Source organism: Spirosoma aerolatum, assembly GCF_002056795.1.
Classification (GTDB): Bacteria; Bacteroidota; Bacteroidia; order Cytophagales; family Spirosomataceae; genus Spirosoma; species Spirosoma aerolatum.
This window is the reverse complement of the sequence record NZ_CP020104.1, coordinates 6,805,239-6,825,139: the sequence shown is the minus strand read 5'-3', so window position 1 is coordinate 6,825,139 and position 19,901 is coordinate 6,805,239. Positions and strand designations below refer to the sequence as shown.

General features: G+C 46.8%; 15 protein-coding genes. 9 read left to right on the top strand and 6 right to left on the bottom strand.

The genetic code is table 11. The features are described from left to right. Positions 1–261 precede the first annotated feature (261 nt). The 3 genes from B5M13_RS28295 to B5M13_RS28290 all read left to right on the top strand — a co-directional run bounded on the left by B5M13_RS28295 (position 262) and on the right by B5M13_RS28290 (position 2,675). Positions 262–1,050, top strand: coding sequence for a T9SS type A sorting domain-containing protein (locus B5M13_RS28295; protein WP_245859529.1), 789 nt, complete (start codon positions 262–264; stop codon positions 1,048–1,050). A gap of 63 nt (positions 1,051–1,113) precedes the next feature. After that, complete coding sequence (locus tag B5M13_RS33750) at positions 1,114–1,260, top strand: hypothetical protein (protein WP_170061208.1); 147 nt, start codon at positions 1,114–1,116, stop codon at positions 1,258–1,260. A gap of 167 nt (positions 1,261–1,427) precedes the next feature. Continuing rightward, a complete protein-coding gene (locus B5M13_RS28290; RefSeq protein ID WP_080058855.1) occupies positions 1,428–2,675 on the top strand; it encodes a nucleotidyltransferase domain-containing protein in 1,248 nt (415 codons plus the stop codon). On the opposite strand, the gene B5M13_RS28285 is transcribed toward B5M13_RS28290, so the two are convergent. After that, entirely contained in the window at positions 2,633–4,585 is a 1,953-nt protein-coding gene (locus B5M13_RS28285; RefSeq protein ID WP_080058854.1) for an asparagine synthetase B family protein, read from the bottom strand. The genes B5M13_RS28290 and B5M13_RS28285 overlap by 43 nt on opposite strands. Before the next feature lie 172 nt (positions 4,586–4,757). On the opposite strand from B5M13_RS28285, the gene B5M13_RS28280 reads away from it, so the two are divergent. Next, positions 4,758–5,426, top strand: a complete 669-nt coding sequence (locus tag B5M13_RS28280; protein ID WP_245859528.1) for a hypothetical protein — start codon at positions 4,758–4,760, stop codon at positions 5,424–5,426. Between the two features lies 1 nt (position 5,427). Here B5M13_RS28280 and porU2 read toward each other — a convergent pair whose 3' ends face one another. The 3 genes from porU2 to B5M13_RS28265 form a co-directional block, all read right to left on the bottom strand. Beyond that, positions 5,428–8,685, bottom strand: coding sequence for a putative type IX secretion system sortase PorU2 (porU2, locus tag B5M13_RS28275; protein ID WP_080058852.1), 3,258 nt, complete (start codon positions 8,683–8,685; stop codon positions 5,428–5,430). 225 nt (positions 8,686–8,910) lie between these two features. Then, entirely contained in the window at positions 8,911–9,711 is an 801-nt protein-coding gene (locus tag B5M13_RS28270; RefSeq protein WP_080058851.1) for a polyprenol monophosphomannose synthase, read from the bottom strand. A 182-nt stretch (positions 9,712–9,893) separates the two neighbouring features. Then, entirely contained in the window at positions 9,894–10,268 is a 375-nt protein-coding gene (locus tag B5M13_RS28265) for a DUF4296 domain-containing protein (protein WP_080058850.1), read from the bottom strand. 179 nt (positions 10,269–10,447) lie between these two features. Here B5M13_RS28265 and B5M13_RS28260 point away from each other — a divergent pair, with 179 nt between their 5' ends. The 3 genes from B5M13_RS28260 to B5M13_RS28250 are packed head-to-tail and all read left to right on the top strand — an operon-like array spanning position 10,448 to position 13,379. After that, entirely contained in the window at positions 10,448–11,308 is an 861-nt protein-coding gene (locus tag B5M13_RS28260; protein ID WP_080058849.1) for a DUF58 domain-containing protein, read from the top strand. Next, entirely contained in the window at positions 11,309–12,313 is a 1,005-nt protein-coding gene (locus tag B5M13_RS28255; protein ID WP_080058848.1) for a hypothetical protein, read from the top strand. It abuts the gene before it with no gap. A gap of 4 nt (positions 12,314–12,317) precedes the next feature. Then, positions 12,318–13,379, top strand: coding sequence for a VWA domain-containing protein (locus B5M13_RS28250; protein WP_080058847.1), 1,062 nt, complete (start codon positions 12,318–12,320; stop codon positions 13,377–13,379). Between the two features lie 150 nt (positions 13,380–13,529). Here the strand turns inward: B5M13_RS28250 and scpA are convergent, their stop codons facing one another. Both scpA and B5M13_RS28240 read right to left on the bottom strand, forming a co-directional pair. Next, positions 13,530–15,704, bottom strand: coding sequence for a methylmalonyl-CoA mutase (scpA, locus tag B5M13_RS28245; RefSeq protein WP_080058846.1), 2,175 nt, complete (start codon positions 15,702–15,704; stop codon positions 13,530–13,532). Positions 15,705–15,707: 3 nt separating this feature from the next. Beyond that, positions 15,708–17,027, bottom strand: a complete 1,320-nt coding sequence (locus B5M13_RS28240) for a methylmalonyl-CoA mutase family protein (RefSeq protein ID WP_080058845.1) — start codon at positions 17,025–17,027, stop codon at positions 15,708–15,710. Between the two features lie 304 nt (positions 17,028–17,331). On the opposite strand from B5M13_RS28240, the gene dnaA reads away from it, so the two are divergent. Both dnaA and B5M13_RS28230 read left to right on the top strand, forming a co-directional pair. After that, complete coding sequence (gene dnaA, locus B5M13_RS28235; protein ID WP_080058844.1) at positions 17,332–18,741, top strand: chromosomal replication initiator protein DnaA; 1,410 nt, start codon at positions 17,332–17,334, stop codon at positions 18,739–18,741. Between the two features lie 77 nt (positions 18,742–18,818). After that, a complete protein-coding gene (locus tag B5M13_RS28230; RefSeq protein ID WP_080058843.1) occupies positions 18,819–19,847 on the top strand; it encodes a GNAT family N-acetyltransferase in 1,029 nt (342 codons plus the stop codon). Positions 19,848–19,901 lie beyond the last annotated feature (54 nt).

The following is a 19,901-nucleotide window of genomic DNA, read 5'->3' as shown; positions in this document are numbered from 1 at the left end:
CTTCTACTTTTTCTTGTGATCAGCTTGTGTGGTGTATATACTGCCTATGCTCAGGATCCGCTCGCGTCCGGAATAACCCTTACAGCGCCTACGAACTATACGATTGGGGCTACAATTAGTGGCACTGTTAGCTTTGGAAACGGAAGCTCTTCTGCAATAACTCAAGCTTCTGCCGCTTCTTACACTCTTGTTGTACCCCCCGCATTGGGTGTAACGAGTGCTACCGTTACCGCCGGCGTGGGGTCAACAGCTAACCTATCTGTGACACTAAGCTCTTATAATGCAACAACGGGCTCGACAATCATTGTCAATAGTGATCAGGGAGATATTCCAGGCAATGCGATTTATAATTTGCTCTTTTCGGCTCGGGCCTTAAAAACGACTCCTGGTTTTCCTGCGGTAACCAGCCTTTCTGCTTTAGCCGGATCTAGCTTGGCTAGTCCACCTAATAATACGGAGAATGATAGGGCTACTGTTAATATTACCGTTACCCAAGGAAGTGTGCAGCCAGTCGGGCTGGTTTCGTTTACGGCCAAACCCCAGGACGACCAAACCGTGGCCCTGGCCTGGACCACCTCCTGGGAAACCAACAACAAAGGCTTCCTGATCGAACGCAGCCTAGACCTCAAAAGCTTTCAGACCGTTGGCGAAGTGACCGAAATTGGGGCCAGCAGCGAATCCTTGAAAAACTACCACCTCACCGACTTCACCCCCTTCCGGGGTACCAGCTACTACCGGCTGACGCAGTTGGATCTGGATGGCAAATCGACGATACTGAAAGTGGAGTCGGTGGTGCTACGGGATGGTGCTTACGGCGTGTTCCCCAACCCGGTGGTCAGCAACCAGCAGTTTCGGGTGAGCCTGGATGAGCCTGAGACGGCCCGGTTGAACTTCTATGGTTCGGACGGTCATGTGGTTTCGTTGCAGAAGAGTGGTGTTCAGGGGGATAATGTGTTGCTGAAAGCAGACAGCAAGCTGTCGACGGGTGTGTATGTACTGACCGTTGAAGAGCGGGGTCAGGTTCGTAAACATCGGATCGTGATCGAATAGGTTCGGGTTTTTTGCTCGGCTCGCTTTCCGCAACTGAATTTACCACCTTTAATTTTTTGTTCCATGAACTCAAAGTCTAAGCATAGCGTACACCCTTCTGGCAAGAAGGCCTATCAATCGCCCAAGCTGCATGTGCTGGGCCATGTCAAGAAGCTCACCCTGAAGATTGGGTCCGACACCGATGGATTCGGAAATACATTCACAGGATAGATCGGGAGTTTCCTGTCTCTAAAATAGCTTGGTGATGATCTTTTGATCTCATCAAGCTATTTTCATTTATATAAATTAGCCATGCATTGGATTCCTCGGTGTATTATTGATCAGATTATTGGAAAAGTATAGACCAGATTGTATCGTTTTAATAAAAGTATAGTAGAATGCATACATACCAATCTCCAGAAATTACAGTTCTATGTATGGCATGTGAACTGTATGCAAATGAGGAGAAAAAGGCTGAGTTGAGCCATTTTTTAAGCAAGAATTCAATTGATTGGCCATTACTTTATCAGTTAGCAGATCGTCATCGTCTGAAGCCTTTTCTATTTCAGGCTTTACAAAAAAGTTCTGGTTGTTCAACAGGTTTTCTGACAAGCCTGCAAGACGATTGCCGGGAAGCCGCAACTGATAATTTGTTAAAACTTCATCACTATCATTCTGTAGATAAGTTATTGACTGAGAATGGTATTGACCATATTGCCTTAAAAGGAATATACCTGGCTGAAAATTGTTACCCCGATAGTAGTCTGCGTAGTACAGGTGATATAGATCTGTTGATTAATAAAGACGATGTATTTAAAACAACGCAACTTTTTCAGCAACATGGCTATCAATTAAATAAAAAACATACTATACATTGGCAGCACAAAAAAGAGACTGTTCTTTCTGATTTGTTCGAAGTCAGCTTATTTAAACCATTTTTTGGTAATAACGCATTTGAAATCGATTTGCATTGGCGCATTTTGGGCTTTAATATTTATTATATTTTATTTGATCTGTCATTTATTCGTTCTAATCCAGAAATATCAAATGAACGGATAATTGTTTTACTGGTGGCGCATCATGGCGTTCTTAATGTATGGCAACGAATTTATTTTATAAATGATTTATATTTTCTTCTAAAAAGTAAGCCGGTAAACTGGGATCGTTTGTTAAATGAACTTGACTCCTTTGGCTTTAAAGAGGCCTTTCTCGCAGGTTTATATTGGTGCCGTACAATTTGGGGGTTGACGTTACCACCACCTATTGAATCACTGATTAAATCGAGACATGTACAATCAATGGCCGCTGCGTATGCGAAAAGCTGGAAAAATCGCCAGGAAGATGAAAAAAGCTACTTAATTGTAAAGCAATTTTTACTTTTTTTCAAGTCACAGATGAATTTAAATGGTAAGCTGAAGGTATTATTTTCATTTATCAAAAGTAGAATATTTCGATATAGCCTCTTCAAAGTCAGGAATACATATATTTATTTACCTAAAGAGTTCGGTTTTATCACCGTATTTATCCGTGCATATCAATCGTTACTACGATTCCTGCCTGCTAAATCCAGTAGTTTGGATGCAAAAAGTGATGCAGGCAACGATTATAATTTAGTATCTAATGAATCAAGCCACAGGGCTAAATAAATAATACGGCTTAGTTGCCAGTTATATCGTGTTTTTTTGTTGGCTGGATAGGTAGAACTAAATACAATCGCTACAATTTTTTCAAACATGATTTTGTCAATAACTTCCCAAATTGGGTGGGTGGGCAATGCAAGTCGTTCCTGGGCTGATTTATACAACTCCTGTGCTGATAAGGTGCCGTATTCTACAAAATTTGCTTTTGTATAACGCGACAAAATAGCTTGTGGCAAAATTGTACGCAGGCCATTTCGAATGAGTCCACGCCCGCGGCCCTGGTTAAAATGTACGGCCAAAGGCGTCGCCAACCCTAATTCGATAATTGACTTATCAAAGAAAGGAAATGAGTAGGTGTGGCCATAATAAGCCCCAATATGGTTCATCTGCTCATTACAGATTACGTTGGTCGTATGAAGTATTTGTTTAAATGGAGCCTTATGCTCAGCGCTTAACTGGGTTACCAGTTCGTTGGTTGACATTACTGGATGATGGCCCAGTTGGCTTTTAAACTCAGCACTCAATGCATTATCGATTAACGATTGATGGCTTAATCTGGTTTGGATGCGTTTCGCTAAATACGAGAAAATAGTCGATGATGAAAGGTCAAAAAAATGTTTTTGCTGGGTAAGCATTTTTAAAAAGGAGAGGCCAGATTGGCTTTTGACGTGTTTCTTCAGCTCAGAACCAATAACTGACAAAACAAATTTTTCATACTTGATCTGCTCACTTAAAGTTGACCAGTCGGCACTTAAATAAGTCAGATTATGCCCCTGAATCGAAACCATTTGTCGGCACGCTTCCTGTAAGGCTACCCAGTCGTTTTCATTTAGTAATTCTGTCAGAAAATCGAATCCGTTAGGAGCGGTACTGTCGCCATCATGTCCGGTTAGCAATAGGTCGCAGCCAATCTGTTGTGCATCTGTCGAAACACTCAAATGAAAGCTGGAAGGAATAATAAAGTGTTCTGGCTGGTCAAATATCCTGTTTATTGTCAGCACTGAATCCAGGATGTTAGGTAAGGGATGAACAGTAGTATGCTTCGGATGCCATAGGTCAACAACGGCCTGCACATACTCCTGTTCACTTGCCGACGGCTGATTGGTGTCGATAGAAAACGTATGTAGGTCTGGACGTTGCTGAGTTAGCAATAGCGATTGGGCAACACAACTGACGGATGAAGAATCTAGCCCGCCACTAAGGTGAGAACCTACTATTTTTTTATCCTGAATCCGATGCCTGATAGCGCTTGTAAAATGCTCCTGAAATAAAGAGGCATACTCTTCCGAACGGGTTAATCCTTCGAACCGACTCAACGCAGGCTGCCAGTAAGGGTGAATTTGGATGGTCTGCGAACTTACGGATAAATAATGCCCTGGTAGAGCGCTGAAAATGGCTTCGTAGAAAGTTTCGTTGGTGTATGGTACATAAACAGTACTCCATGTCAGGTACTCTTTAAATTTACGGCGATTGGGCTTTAGATAGACCTCCTGCAAAGCCAATAAGGCCTTAATCTCTGAGGCAAATGCGAAGAAGCGACCGGGCTGATGGGTATAATAGAGAGGCTTAATGCCTAATGGGTCGCGGGTACAGATCAGTTGTTGCTTCCGTTCATCCCAGAGTACGGTGGCAAAATCGGCACTTAATTCGTTAAATAGGGCTGTGCCTTTTTGTAAATAGCCGGAAGAGAATGGATTCTCCGGGAGGGCATCAGTAAACAGATCGGCATCGGAAACGGTATACAGAGAGGCTTGGCTATTCGTTTCAGGCTGGCCTCCAAACGCAAAAAGCTCGCCCTGAGACACAAGCTGACTCGTTACTTTGCCCCGATGCTGTAGCAACCGAACCAGATTTGATCGATCCGTAGCGTTAATCTGTTGCCCATCAAATCGAATTATTCCTGCAATACCGCTCATGATGTAGTAATGAAAACGTAATAACGTAACCCTTTTTGTATCTTCGCTTTCAGGTAGTTATCGGGTACAAGTTTATAAGATTGACCAGGTTGTGGCCGCCTGCCTGAGCGATCCGACCATTTTATAGTAAAGCCACTAAATGCGTTTAAAAAGTAGACTCTATCAAATTAGTTTGCTGGCAGTAATTAGCCTTATCTTGGCCTGCCAGTCGTCCAATACGTCCCCGACACCCGATGATTCGACTTATTTCCCGATTCAGACAGGTGATTACTGGATTTATCAGGTAACTCAGGAAACGTATACGCTTACTAATGCGCCAATTACACGGACCTACCAGCTTCAGCAAAAAATTAGTAATTCCTTTACGCAGAATGGTCAGGTAGTTTATCAGGTCGAAGAATCCATCAAACTATCTACCCAATCTGATTGGCAAATCAACGCTATTCGCACGGTTTATAAAAACCTTTCGGAAGTAATTAGTCAGGACGGTAACGTACCTAAGCTACAGATGTTGTTTCCCGTTGCTGCGTCAACAAGCTGGAACCTGAATACCTATAATGCCAACCCGGATACGGTACTGCACTATCAGGATGCCGGACGATCCTTTAAAGTCGGTAGCCAAACGTTCGATCATACGGTATCTGTACTAGGTACGAATGATTCAACGCTGGTTAATCTGCAAAAATACAGCCGGGTATATGCACAGAATGTTGGGCTGGTATACCGCGAAAATACATCGCTGGCTTATTGCCAGTCTACACCAGATTGTATTGGCAAAGGAATTATTTCGGCTGGTAGCCGACAGAAATGGGCGTTGATTGCCAGCAACCGATTGAACTAGATCAAGGTTGCCAGATCACTTTTCCAGTTCGCTCATCGCTGCGTCCGTCTTTCCACGTTAAACGCAGCGAATACGGGTAGAGGCCCGGTGAAACGCCCTGCCAAAGCAACAGGTTCTTGCCCGTTGTTACAGGTAGGGTGCTATTAAATACCTGAATGCCAGACTGATTGTAGATAATGAGTCTCGATTCGGCTGGCAAATCGTTGACGTTCAGGTTCAACTCGAATTTAACGTAACTGGTAGCAGGGTTCGGATAGGTGTTTACCGTAATTGTTTCCTCGTTCGATAATGTAACAAGGTCGAGCCGATAGGGTGACGAAATCCGGTTACCGGCGGCATCTTTTCCGAACACGATAAGCTGATATGTACCGCCCGCTTTAAGTGATAAATGCGTTGTGACCTGAAGCTGATTAGCTGAAACTGCCGATACCGATAGTAATTGAGCGGGTAATTTCTGGGGGGCGCAGGTCTCGCAGCTTCTCAAATAAACATCTACTGCGCTGGTGTCCTGACGTGAAAGAGGATTTTCATCCTGAATAAAAATATCGACCCGTGGACTTAGACTAACAACGGAACGATTTTCCCGGATAGCTCCATCGATAAACACATTGATCTCAGGATTTATTCGATCGGGTAAGGCTTTTATGGGGTAACTAGTGCCACTTTCGGCCTGCGACCAATTGATGGTGAGCGCAGCCGTATTATTGGTTTTCGATAATTCGGTAATCTGGTTCGTTGGGTCGACGATCACCTCAATCTTTTGCAGATTTGGGTCTTTGGCAATCGTATAGGTTAGCGTATCCTGATAACGAAAGGCATTAAAGTGAAATGAATTGGTTGTGCTTCCAGCGTTGGTTGTTTTCTTTAGTGATACAGCAACCGACTGGCCAGCTACGCATCTACCCAGATTGGCCAGGGGCATAACAACCTGAATGGAATCGCTACTTTTAATCGAGCTGCCTACGACCGACGACTGAATGTAGAGGCTTTTTGAATCAATCGAAAAATCGGGGTTGGGAAGAGGATATAGGGTTACAGCCGGATCGCCCTGTAAAATCATTTCCAGCAAAATAGATTCGTCGTAAGGGCCGTAAGCCCCCTTCTGAATGCTTGTATTTAGCTGTTGCTGCACTTTCCCAAAGGGCATACCAAGCGTGTTGGCATCCGTGAAAAGGGATGTGTAGAGGTTGTTAAGATAGTAAGCCGTGGGACCTTCAAAACTCCAGTACGAATGCGCCAATACGACTGCTGCTCCTTTTGAAGGGGCTAATAGCCAGTCGGTCGATAAGGTGTTGAAACGGGAAAAAATCTCTCCGGCACCGCAGCCGTTAAAAATCATGAACGGAAAAACCGAATTCCGCAAGCCGTTCTCTGGCGGGGATGCATAGCCAAAATTCATGTCCGTCACATTAGGACCAGAATGGCCAAAAAAAGTAATTAGACCAACACCGTCATTGACTAAAGGGGAAATATTAATGGATTCCACTTCGGCTGTAGTGGTCTTACCAAAAACGGAAATCTGGCCTCCTAAAAGCCCGTTGGTGACTATAGTACCGAGGTCGGCCAGGGAGTTGCTGAGCCGTTGGGCTTCTTCTTTCGTTTTGCCCCCACTGATATGAATGAGATGCTTACGCCAGAGGCCATTCTGGGCTGGGTCCTCAAATTGCTTTATTTTCTCCAGATAGGCCAGTACCTGCTCGTTCGTGGTTACATTCAGCCGACCCGTCGGGATGGCAGGGGTATTAACGGGATAGCCACCTAAACCTGCCGTCAACAAAATATCAGAACCCGGATAGCCAATCGTTGGTACCAGGTCGTCGGGTGCTGTTTTAACATAGTACGGGTAGCTACAGGCCTTTCCAATCAACAGCATGTTTTTTACCGCCGTGTTGGCCAGCATATAATCGGCAAAACGCCGAAGCGCCAGTGGACTCCGTTCGCCATAATTAAACTGATCATAGAGCGAGTCCGCGTCTACAATGAAAGGAATGTGCCTGCCTCCCATATCGGATGCCCGGTAAGCCGCATAGGTGCTGGCCGACTGTTTTAGGGATGAATGCGTAATGATGAGGTAGGTTGCCGACTGAGGGAAGTTCCACGAAAAACGGGCCGTCTGTATCGAGAGGGGTTTAAGAAACTGGCTCGATACATAAACATCCCGCTTCTGAGTCATACCCGTCACAACGGCCTGGGCCTGCCCCGACGCTGTTTGTAAAACCAGAAATCGGCAGTTGGCTTTATCGGTGATGTCGTAGGCAACAGCCCCTGTTGGAGCATTTTTAATGGCGAGTAGGGAACTGGATTGGGTGTTCGAAGGCAAATGAAACACTTTGTTCGATTGGCCTGCCATATCCGTAGCCTGAGGATACGACACTTTTACGTAGGTGACCGAAAAGTTGTTCGCATTATCGATCTTTTGCGACTTAAATCGGAGCGTAAACTGTTCGTTCTGGAGCCCTGATGGATTGATTGTTGTCTGGAAGGTCTGGGAGGCAAAACCAAGAACAGCTAACGGGCTTATTTGGGCAATATTCCCGGCGTCGACCGTAATAAGATGGTTATTGTTATCACGACCATTAACCATGCCTTCCAATACGATCGGCCAGGAAACGGTACTAACCCGATTCTGCAAGTTCATGGTTACGACGCCGGTTGAATCGGTTGTCAGTAATGGACCTGACCAGCCTTCGCCCGGTTCAAAATAACTTAGCTGAAGAACAGGTTCAATCCCTTTTAGATTATTGAAGGTGTAGTCGCTCGTATAGGCCCGAACGGTTTCTTCAACGTGAAATTTTTCGGCAGTAAGGCCCTGAGCAGCGGTATTTTGCTCGGCTACACGCTTGCCATTTTGCCCGGAAGTACTGGTCAGAAAATAGGCTGTTTTATCGGAAAACAACGTCTGGTAAGGGTGCAATCGCTTTTGAGGACGGTACAATAGCGAATCCTGGCTCCCATCATTGCCTTCTCCATAAAATTCCAGGTAATCCTGTGAATCGAATGTACCGTCTTGTTGACCAACGATGCGAACGGCTATTTCTTTCCCCCGGAAAAAGAGCTGCCAGTTGGTAGGATTGGTTTGAAGAAAAGAAGCATCTGCCGATTTGAGGTCATCATACGTAATGCGGTAGATACCAGTCTGGCTGGTCGTAAACTTCACGTATTTCTGCGAGGGCTTAATCCACTCGGAGCCAAATGTGCGTTGCCCGTACAGCGCAACGCAATGAATTGTAAATGCTAATAAAAGTAATCCTTGTTTCATCAGGAAAACGGATAGCCTAACCAGAACAAAAACGGCTCATCGACAGGTCGGGATAGCGGTTGAACAGCCCTTCTATCCAACTACTTGTCGAGAGGTTTCTGGTTGTTGCGTTGAGCAAATTGGGACACTATCGACTCCGTTTTTAATGAGAGATAGTGACATGTTACCAAAGATAAAGATTAGTTCGGTAACTTGGTTAGGACAGATAACTCCTGATAAGTCATCCTAAAGAGCATCAACCGACTCTTCGAGTTTGGCTGCGGATTCCCGACGGGGAATATAATGCCGAAAGAAGCTGCTGATCTTCATTTGTAGTACGCCAAAAACCGCTTCCTTAAAAATCTTCGACGACATCTTCGAAACGCCCTTTGTACGGTCGGTGAAAATAATGGGAACTTCCTGAATTCGAAACCCATATTTCCAGCAGGTAAATTTCATTTCGATCTGAAATGCGTATCCAACAAATTTGATCGGATTATGTAGGATAACCTCCAGTACCTCGGCCCGATAGCAGATAAAACCGGCCGTTGGGTCCATAACCGACATGCCCGTGATAAACCGAACATAGACGCCTGCGAAATAGGACATCAGCACTCGGCCCATAGGCCAGTTCACAACGTTGACGCCCCGGATATAGCGGGAGCCTACGGCTACATCGGCCCGATTAGGCCCTTCGTCGGCGCAAGCGTGGTATAGCCGGACCAAATCGTCAGGATTGTGTGAAAAATCGGCGTCCATTTCAAATAAATACCGATAACCACGCGATAAAGCCCACTTGAAACCATCGATGTAGGCGGTGCCCAGCCCTAGCTTTCCACGCCGTTCGAGCAGATGGAGCCGGTGTGAAGGCCCAGTGCTGGGAAAATCGTGCTGTAAATCGCGAACGCACTGTGCAGTGCCATCCGGCGAACCATCGTCGACAATAAGAATATCGAACGGCTCCGGCAGACTGAATACTTTCCGAATAATCGCTTCGATATTCTCGATTTCATTATACGTAGGGATGACGACCAGACGTTCTTTCACAGCTTATTCGTTACGTTTAAAGAGGGATCATTTGTACAACAACAAAAGCCGTGCTTTTTGTACAAATTAATCATTAAAAATTGTTAATCACAGCTTGCTTGTTTATTGCAGAGGCAAGGTATGGATTGCAGCCTGTAGCCATCAGTTTATACAAAGCAGCATCTGCACGGACATATAAACGATCATGGTTTCTTGGGCGTCTTTCCGCTGATTATGTTTTGCAAGTTCTTAGTAACCTGTTGATAAATCGTTTCCATCTCACGCGGATGAGATGAGTAAAAAATGTAGCTTTTTCGATAGGCTGCCGTATCGAGCTGGTATTTTTTAATGATCTGGTTCTCCAGTCGTTTATAGACAATATTCGATGAGTCGATCGACGTTAAGGCCATGCGGCTGACCCGCGCTTCGGCCAGATGAACCTCCGTCAGAATATCCGCCATCTGATCGGTTGGAACCAGGTTTTCAGGGCGCTCGTCTTCAGGAGCGGTACAGGCTATCACTAGCCAGCCACTTACTAATAGACTCCACCAGCGAGATTGAAAATGGGTCCGAAGCATAGGGAACGGTTTGATTGAGGTTTGGATATTCGGTTTGCACCGGGCCATTGGTACGATAACTGACGTAAGCGCTGTTATTCGGGTCTGCTACCATAAACCGAAAACTAATAGCTTTGTAAGTTGATCTCGTAAGGCAAAGTTCGGGATTGGTTGTTAAAAAAACATAACGTCTGGTACCTATGGATGAATTTCTGGCACGGCTCCGAAATTTCGACATCCGCATCCGAAAGGCGGTCAATTCGCAGATGCGCGGAAGTTTTCGGTCGGTGTTTAAAGGTACAGGGCTGGAATTTACGGATTTACGGACTTATCAATACGGCGACGATGTGCGGGCTATCGACTGGAACGTATCTTCGAAAGGGCACGGTACATTCGTAAAAGTATTTCGGGAAGAAAAAGACCAGACCGTTTTTTTTGTAGTCGATGTGAGTGCTTCACAACAGGTTGGGCCAAGCTACCGTGATAAACTGGCGGCTACCAAAGAAGTTTGTGGTGTATTGGCCTTGTCGGCGATTCGGGAAGCCAGCCATGTAGGCATGTATTGCTTTTCGGATCAGAAAGAGAAATACATCAAGCCATCTAACGGTCTAAAAACTGGTTATCAATTGATTATGAACCTGTACAAGCTGAAGCCGGAGTCGGGGCGGACCAGTATTGCCGATGCGCTGTTGTTTACACTAAATGCGCTAAAACGTAGGAGTGTGGTGATTCTGCTATCTGATTTTATCGACCAGCAATACGAGCATAACCTGAAGGCACTGGCGAAAAAGCATGATTTGGTCGTTATTCACTTGTACGATCAACGGGAGGTTAAACTGCCCCGGCTGGGGATTATACCTGTTCATGATACCGAAACCGGGCGAACCGTTTGGGTGAATACCTCGTCGGCTGCTTTTCGAAATGGTCTCCATGATACGTTTCAGCAGAATCAGGTACGGCTTGAGCGGCTTTGCAAGCAATACAATGCCAATTACCTGGCTCTCGATTCGCAGGAAGATTTTGTACCAAAACTTGTTGAGTTATTCCGGGTGAGAAAGTAAATGATTTATATTCTTCGCACGATCGTTTTACCGGCATTCCTGTTAGGCTTTTTGGGGCCAGGCTTCTCGTTGGCTCAGAACCGATCAGTGCGACAGGCTCCATTGCAAGGGTATTTTTTAGCTGATAGTGTTGAAATCGGTCGGCCATTTCAGTACTCACTTACCTATCGGCATCCAGCCATCAAAGATGTTTTATTTCCGGATACGGGGCGACATTTTTCGCCTTATCAGGTGCAAAAAGTAGTCGTGTTTCCCACTCAGACTACGGGCACTGGCGTTGCGGCCGTTAGCCGCGATAGTGCCGTGTATACCCTGATTTCGTTTGAAACAGATACGATTCAACGGTTGCAGGTGCCGATTCGGGTGATTGGCGATGCCGACTGCACCCAATTATGGTCTCGGGTCGATTCGGTATTCCTTCGGTCAAAGTTACTCCTTGCTAAATCGGATTCGGTTCAGTCGCAGCCGCCAAAACTGGCTACTGAAACGGATCTGGCGACGTTGCAACAGCAATTCAATTACCTGGCCTTGGTAACTGGATTTTCACTGGTGGGCTTAGTCGCCTTCCTCGTATACCTACTTTTGGGACGGACGATCACTCAGCAATGGAAGCTGTATCAACTCAATCGGCAGCACCTCCGTTTTTTAAGTGAGTACAATCGTTTCTGCCGAAACATAAACTCGTACACGGCCTCAGAAACGGCTAATCAGGCAATCGTTCTGTGGAAGTTTTATTTAGAACGGCTGGATTCGTTGCCTTATACGTCCATGACAACGCCTGAACTAGCCGAGCAAATGGCGGATAACCGTGTAACGGATGCGTTGCGAGAGGCCGACCGAATGATTTATGGCGGTTCGTTTTCGCCCCAATCGCAGCCTGCTTTACGCCTGTTGGGCGAAATCGCTACACAGACCTATCGACGTGCCCGTACTCGTTTGCAGCTTCGTGGGAGCGTGGAAGCATCTACAAATGAAAAAACAACCGAACCCTCATCAATAGCCTGATTGCATGGAGCCCTGGTATTCTGTTTATTGGTTTCGGTCGGTACAATGGCAGCAATATCACTTTGCTCACCCGCTGGCTCTGTCGTTGATTCCGGGGATTCTGGTGCTGTTTTTTTTACGGTATTATCTGAGTCGAAATGCCCAGCAACAGCTAAACATGTCGCTCGGACAGCTTCGGTACAGGCGTATAGGCACAGACAATCTAATCGATCGCTGGCTAAGTTTACTGCGTTATCTGCTGCCAGTCAGTGTATTTATGGGTATGGCTATGCTCCTGGTAGCTTTGGCTCGTCCGCAGATTGTACGGCAGCAACGCGATGAGCAGTCGGAAGGAATCGACATTATGCTGGCCATTGATGTATCGGAGTCGATGAATGAGGGCGATTTACCGCCCAATCGGTTGGCTGTTGCCCGTCGGGTAGCTCAGGCATTTGTCAACAGCCGAAAAAACGACCGCATTGGTCTGGTGATTTTTGCGGGAGAAGCGTTCTCCTTGTGCCCGCTCACAACCGACTATGCCTTGTTGAAACAGTACTTAAATGATCTCAACACGCGTATGATTCGAACGTCGGGTACGGCGATCGGCGATGCGTTGGCCCGATGCATTAATCGTATGCGTGACCCGGTTAATATACAGGCCGATACAGCACAGATCGAGGCTGGGCAGACCGAACGAAGCAAACTAATTATTCTCCTGAGCGATGGCGACAACACGGCCGGAAATCTTGATCCGGTTACGGCTGCCAAACTGGCCAGAGCATTTTCAATGCGCCTTTACACCATTGCAGTTGGGCGGGCTTCGTCAGTGAAAGCGGGTACGGTGGATGAGGGTATCCTGAAGACGATTGCTACTATCGGGAGTGGTAGCTTCTACCGGGCTACCGATGCCCGGAGCCTTCAACGCATATTTGCTCAGATCAACCGTCTTGAAAAAGCGCCAGTACAAGTCAGAGTGTACGAAGATATCCAAGATTTTTACCGTGTGTATTTGTATTGGGGTATCAGCTTTCTGTTAGGGGCTTTATTGCTGAAAAACACCATCTTTGGCAATATACTGGAAGATTAATTCTGCTAATAGTACTTTCAAAGGGTCGACTCAAAAATAGTTCGGACAGGACTGGTAAAGCCCGGTACAGTTAAGAGAGTAAGTGTGTTATCCAGATGGAAATTGCCTATAGTATCGAAGGTCATAACTTCCTGTGAATCTGTAAAATACTTACTCCGTCATCAACTCGGCCAGGATTTTCTGGGCGGCTACGGATATAACTGTACCGGGGCCAAAAATGCCTTTTACGCCAGCTTCGTAAAGAAACTGATAATCCTGGGCTGGAATTACACCCCCGGCAATAACCAGAATATCGTCGCGCCCAATTTTTCGGAGTTCCTCAATCAGTTGGGGAATCAGTGTTTTATGACCTGCCGCCAGACTCGATACGCCCACAATATGCACATCGTTTTCGGCAGCCTGACGGGCGACTTCGGCGGGCGTTTGGAATAGCGGCCCCATGTCGACATCGAAACCCAGATCGGCAAAACTGGTAGCGATGACTTTAGCCCCCCGGTCGTGCCCGTCCTGGCCCATTTTAGCAACCAGAATCCGTGGACGTCGTCCGTCGAGTTCCGCAAATTGATCACTCATCTGACGGGCTAATCGGAAGTTTTCATCGTCAGAGACTTCGGCTGAATAAACGCCTGATACCGCTCGAATAGTAGCCTTATGTCGGCCAAACGCTTTCTCCATAGCATCTGATATTTCGCCAAGTGTAGCCCTCGCCCGTGCTGCTTCAACCGCCAGAGCAAGGAGGTTTGTTTCGCTTTCCTGTTTTTCAGAAGAGGGTTTGGAAGTGGTTAAAGCGGCTCGGGTTATAGCTGCCAGAGCCTGCTCTACGTTTTGCGGATCCCGCTTGACCTTCAATTCGTTCAGGCGTTTGATCTGCGCTTCGCGAACAGCTTGGTTATCTATATCGAGTAGTTCGATAGAGGTTTCAGAACTGGATTTATAGCGGTTGACACCAACGATCGTATCTTTACCCGAGTCGATACGGGCCTGTTTGCGGGCAGCCGCTTCTTCGATCCGAAGTTTGGGCAATCCGGTCTCGATGGCTTTGGTCATACCACCAAGCTGCTCCACTTCCTGAATCAATAGCCACGCTTTTTCGGCCAGCTCGTTGGTCAGGAATTCAAGGTAGTACGAACCGCCCCAGGGGTCGATAACTCGCGTAACGTTGGTTTCATGCTGGATATAGAGTTGGGTGTTTCGGGCAATCCGAGCCGAAAAATCGGTGGGTAACGCGATAGCCTCATCCAGCGAGTTGGTATGCAGGCTCTGTGTACCGCCCAGTACAGCTGCCAGGGCTTCGATCGTGGTCCGGGCGACGTTGTTAAAGGGGTCCTGTTCAGTCAGGCTATAGCCAGATGTCTGACAATGCGTTCGCAATGCCAGCGATTTTGGGTTTTGGGGTTCGAATGCATTGACGATGTTCGACCAGAGTAGTCGACCAGCCCTTAGTTTAGCAATTTCCATGAAATGGTTCATGCCAATCCCCCAGAAGAACGACAGCCGGGGAGCAAACTCGTCGATGTTCATACCTGCTTTCAACCCTGTTCGAATATACTCCAGCCCATCGGCCAGTGTGTAGGCCAATTCCAGATGCGCGGGCGCCCCAGCTTCATGCATGTGGTAGCCACTGATGCTGATGGAATTGAACTTGGGCATATACTTTGACGTATAGGCAAAAATATCACCCACAATGCGCATCGATGGTTCAGGTGGATAGATGTAGGTATTCCGCACCATAAACTCCTTCAGAATGTCGTTTTGGATCGTGCCTGATAGTTTTTCGGGTGGAACGCCCTGTTCTTCCGCGGCAACGATGTAAAAGGCCATGATTGGAATAACGGCCCCGTTCATCGTCATCGATACCGACATCTGATCGAGCGGAATCTGATCGAAGAGAATTTTCATATCCTCGACCGAATCGATAGCTACGCCCGCTTTGCCTACATCGCCTACAACGCGCGGGTGGTCGGAATCGTACCCCCGGTGCGTAGCCAGATCGAAAGCGACCGATAACCCTTTCTGACCGGCCGCCAGATTCCGTCGGTAAAATGCATTCGACTCTTCGGCTGTCGAAAAACCGGCATACTGCCGGATGGTCCAGGGTTGTCGAACATACATACTGGCATAGGGCCCACGTAGATAAGGGGGAATGCCAGCCTGTGACGACGAAACGTATTGGGTGTTGGCATCTATAGCCGTGAACCGGGGCTTAAGCTTGACCCCTTCGGCCGTGGTAAAAAACGCAGAACGTGGAGATTGAGGTTTCGTCGTCGACTGTGGTGTTACGCTCGACGGTTCTTCCTGAAGGTTATGGGTAAAATCGGGTCTCATGGTTTACTCAAAAGGTTCGGCCAGTCTTTTTTCAGTTACTCCCATGCCTTTAGTACGAATGCTATGAGGTTGGGTCGTTGGCTCGTCAAAACGGAATTTGTTGACCCCTACCAATACGCTTCCATTTTTAATCGCTTTGACTTTAGTTTGGTACGATCGTTCCAGCTCGTCCTGTATATAGCCATCGGCCATTGCTTTGGTCAAACCACCACGCTTTTCTATAGTTATAAAAAGCGCCCAGGCCGTTTCGGCTAGATGGTGCGTCAGATTTTCAATGTAATACGATCCGGCTGACGGATCGGCTACTTTGCCTACATGTGATTCTTCGTTCAACAGGATCGATACATTACGGGCAATTCGTTCCGAAAATTCGCTGGGCTGGTTCAGAACGGCATCATATGCGTGAATACTTAGGACATCGCACCCACCGATGATGGCTGCCATCGCTTCGGTAGTTGCTCGTATCAGGTTGGTGTAGATGGTTGCCGTAGAATCGTAAAATGTGGAGGTTCGGGCATGAATCTGAATTGGATCGGTCGTAGCCGCTTTCTGATAATACCGTAAAAAACGTTGTATGAGCACTCGTAATGCCCGCAATTTGGCTATCTCTACAAAATAGTTGGTCCCGACTGAAACGGAGAGAATCAGTTTTTGAGTCAGTTGTTCAATCGGTAAGCCTGCATCGGTGAGTTGGTCGAATCGGTCAGCCAGCGAAGCCAGCGTGAACGCCAGTTCCTGTGTGGCTGTAGCACCTGCATTATGAAAAGCGTGAGTACTAACCCCAACCGTATAGAATTGTGGAGAATCGGCAGTTAAATGCGTAATTGCATCGGTAGCTTCCCCGGTATCGGTCAATATACCTCCTTTGAGTTGGTAAGGAGCAATGATTTTCAAGCTTTGGATAGCATCGACAATTTCTTGTGAAGTAATTTCTGACTGAAACTCAAAATAAACAGGCGTTTCGGCCAACTTGATACCATTTAGCAATTGCGGTAAGTCGGGCTTTCCTGATAACCGAACAACCAGGCCTTCGGCTCCTTTGGTAAGTATGTCTTTAAGAACCACATTTGTCGTTTTTTCATCCGAGCCAGTGTATACAGGTGCATTAATCCAGCCAGGTTTCTGCTTCTGGGCGCCCTGAATCAGACTGAGCGGCAATTGGTTCAGATCATCGGCAGTATAATACGGTTCCAGCGTAAACCCTTCGTCGGTATGCCAGCGTAGACTTTCGTAGGCGCCAGCGTCTTTAAGCTCCCGCCGAACTTGTGCCAGCCAGGCGGAGTGGTCGGCCGGGGGGAAAGATGATGAAAAAAAAGAGTCCATCGAATACGATTAAGACGATACGCTGGTAAAAGTAACGTTTTTATCTTTTCGGGAAAGACATGCGTTTTTAACTCGCTGATATAGGGACTCGTTGCATTATTCAAAGGGATTTCGATACCCCCTTGACGTTCGCGCTGAATCCCTTAATTTTAGCTTAACATTGCAGAGAGAGGAGCGAAGCCGGCTTAAATCATGCGTTCGCCTGCATGGTCTGATCAGATTTTTTCTCCATATTTGTCTCCTTTTTTTGCGGAATCAACCGTAGTACAACTAGTTTCTCGTGAATGTAACCACTCAGACAGGCATGCAGCGTGAAGTAACGACGGTGTGGAATCGCTGTCTGAACGTTATTCGGGAAATTGTTCCCGAACAAAGTTTTAATACCTGGTTTGAACCCATTGTACCTTTACGGCTCAATGGCAATGTTCTGACCATTCAGGTGCCCAGCGAGTTCTTTTACGAATGGCTGGAAGAGAATTTCGTGCATGCGCTTCGTAAGGCGCTCGATACAGCCATTGGGCCGACAGGTCAGTTGGAGTATTCGATTATTGTCGATAAGGGGAATGAGCAGAATCGACCGCTAACGGTTAATGTGCCTACTACCAAAAGTCCACAAACAGCCAAGCCCGATAACGTCAACCCCGATATTCTTAAGAGCCCGTTCCAGCTTAAAGACCTTGATTCGCTTACGCTCGATTCGTACCTGAATCCGAGTTATACCTTCGAGAATTATGTGGAGGGCGACTGTAATCGGCTGGCGCGCTCGGCTGGTTACGCAGTGGCTGAACGCCCTGGGGTTACTTCTTTTAATCCGCTGATGATTTATGGTGGAGTAGGGCTGGGCAAAACTCATCTGGTACAGGCCATTGGGAATTATATCAAGAATAACAGCCATAATAAATTTGTGCTGTACGTTACGTCGGAGAAGTTTACGAACCAGTTTCTGAATGCAGTACGGACTGATGGTATTCGTGATTTTACGTCATTCTACATGCAGGTCGATGTGCTGGTGATCGACGATGTGCAGTTCTTGCAGAAGAAAGAAAAAACCCAGGAGATTTTCTTCCATATCTTTAATCACCTGCATCAGTCCGGTAAGCAGATTATCATGACGTCGGACCGGGCTCCTCGAGCGCTGGATGGGCTGGAAGATCGATTGCTTTCCCGCTTCAAATGGGGGCTTTCGGCCGATTTGCAAACACCTGACCTGGAAACCCGTATTGCTATTATCCAGAAAAAGCTTCAGACAGAAGGTATTTATATCGACGATAACGTGATTGAGTACCTGGCACATAGTGTCAATACCAATGTGCGTGAGCTGGAAGGGGTTATTGTGTCGCTGATGGCACAGGCTTCTCTGAATCGGCGCGATATTGATCTTGAGTTAGCCAAGCAGACGCTACGCAATATCGTTGTCGACTCAGACCGGGAAGTAACCATCGACTCGGTACAGGAAGCGGTTGCCGATTATTTTAACGTGACCATTGCCGACCTGAAAGCGAAAAGCCGGAAGCGTGAGCTTGTGCATCCACGTCAGGTGGCTATGTATCTGGCTAAAGAAAAAACCGATCTGTCGCTTAAGTCTATTGGGTATCATTTTGGTGGCCGCGACCATAGTACGGTAATTCATGCCGTTCAAACCATCAGTGATTTGGTGGCCAAACATGCTGAAACCCGCGATATGATCGAAAAACTGAAATCTCAGTTTAAATAATCCTTATTTGTGAGAAGGGGCTGACGAAACGGGGACTTTGGCGTCTATAAAGGCGTCACGTAACTTCTTGCATCAGCTTGTCTAACACTCCCCAGCTTATTCCTCGCCAACAGATCGACGTTCGAGCCTGGGATGCCTGCGTTGCGGACTCTCCACAGCGGATTATTTATGGGTATTCATGGTATCTGGATGCTGTATTGCCATCGCCCCGATGGTTGTGGGTGGGCATTATCCTGGTAGATGCTATGGGCCAGTATCAGGCGGTTATGCCGGTTCCATTGCGACGGAAATGCGTGGCCGGAATCCCTTATAAATGGGTAGTACATCAGCCATTTTTCTGCCAGTTCCTGGCTGTTTTTAGTCGGGATGCTACGCTGGAGGCTCGCCCGTTTTTTCAGCTATTGACCGATTCGTTTAGCTACGGGTCAATTTATAGTATACGCCAGCCAACTCATGAACTAAGCAGTTTCGATAGGGTTCGGCAATCATCTACGCACGTTTTGCGGTTGACACCTGATTATAAGGCTGTCTATAGCCAGTATTCACGCGATCGTAAAATGAATTTACATCGGGCGGAGGCCGCTAACTGGATATTTGTAGAGTCGTCGGACCCGGAGCCACTTCTAGAGTTATTCAGGCGACATCATGCCCGGCTAATAGATGGAGGAGTTCCTGCCTGGGCTTATGACATACTCAGAAATCTTTCGCGTGAACTGATTCAGCGCAATTGCGGACACATTCGATACGCTGTCCGTGGTGGGCATATCGAAGCGGGGGCCCTATTTGTTCAGGAAGGAGGCCGGATTATTTATCTTTTCAACGCAGCATCGGAAGCTGGCCGAAAAGGCAATGCCCGCACGCTGCTGATTGATCGGATGATTCAGGACAATATAGATAGCAGGCAGGAGGCAACCCCATGGCTACTTGATTTTGAAAGTCCGGAGAAATCATCCGTACGAAATTTTTATCGGAGCTTTGGGGCTATTGAGCAATCTTTCCAGTTGGTACACTGGAACCATTTACACCAGCTTGAGCAGATGGCTGCAGCTGTTCGTCAATTCGTAAAGAGTATTGTCTGTGACATAGTTAGGGCGAAGCTTAAATGAAATTTTCACTAATACGTTTACTAAATAAAAGGGGAGTAAACGCTGTATTTCTTC

What these genes read in the sequence shown, in the direction of transcription:
- B5M13_RS28260 (WP_080058849.1), top strand. Translation starts at nt 10,448, where the DNA reads ATGGATGAATTTCTGGCACGGCTCCGAAATTTCGACATCCGCATCCGA.
- B5M13_RS28290 (WP_080058855.1), top strand. Translation starts at nt 1,428, where the DNA reads ATGCATACATACCAATCTCCAGAAATTACAGTTCTATGTATGGCATGT.
- B5M13_RS28240 (WP_080058845.1), bottom strand. Translation starts at nt 17,027, where the DNA reads ATGGACTCTTTTTTTTCATCATCTTTCCCCCCGGCCGACCACTCCGCC.
- B5M13_RS28285 (WP_080058854.1), bottom strand. Translation starts at nt 4,585, where the DNA reads ATGAGCGGTATTGCAGGAATAATTCGATTTGATGGGCAACAGATTAAC.
- B5M13_RS28250 (WP_080058847.1), top strand. Translation starts at nt 12,318, where the DNA reads ATGGAGCCCTGGTATTCTGTTTATTGGTTTCGGTCGGTACAATGGCAG.
- B5M13_RS28255 (WP_080058848.1), top strand. Translation starts at nt 11,309, where the DNA reads ATGATTTATATTCTTCGCACGATCGTTTTACCGGCATTCCTGTTAGGC.
- B5M13_RS28265 (WP_080058850.1), bottom strand. Translation starts at nt 10,268, where the DNA reads ATGCTTCGGACCCATTTTCAATCTCGCTGGTGGAGTCTATTAGTAAGT.
- scpA (WP_080058846.1), bottom strand. Translation starts at nt 15,704, where the DNA reads ATGAGACCCGATTTTACCCATAACCTTCAGGAAGAACCGTCGAGCGTA.
- B5M13_RS33750 (WP_170061208.1), top strand. Translation starts at nt 1,114, where the DNA reads ATGAACTCAAAGTCTAAGCATAGCGTACACCCTTCTGGCAAGAAGGCC.
- dnaA (WP_080058844.1), top strand. Translation starts at nt 17,332, where the DNA reads ATGCAGCGTGAAGTAACGACGGTGTGGAATCGCTGTCTGAACGTTATT.
- porU2 (WP_080058852.1), bottom strand. Translation starts at nt 8,685, where the DNA reads ATGAAACAAGGATTACTTTTATTAGCATTTACAATTCATTGCGTTGCG.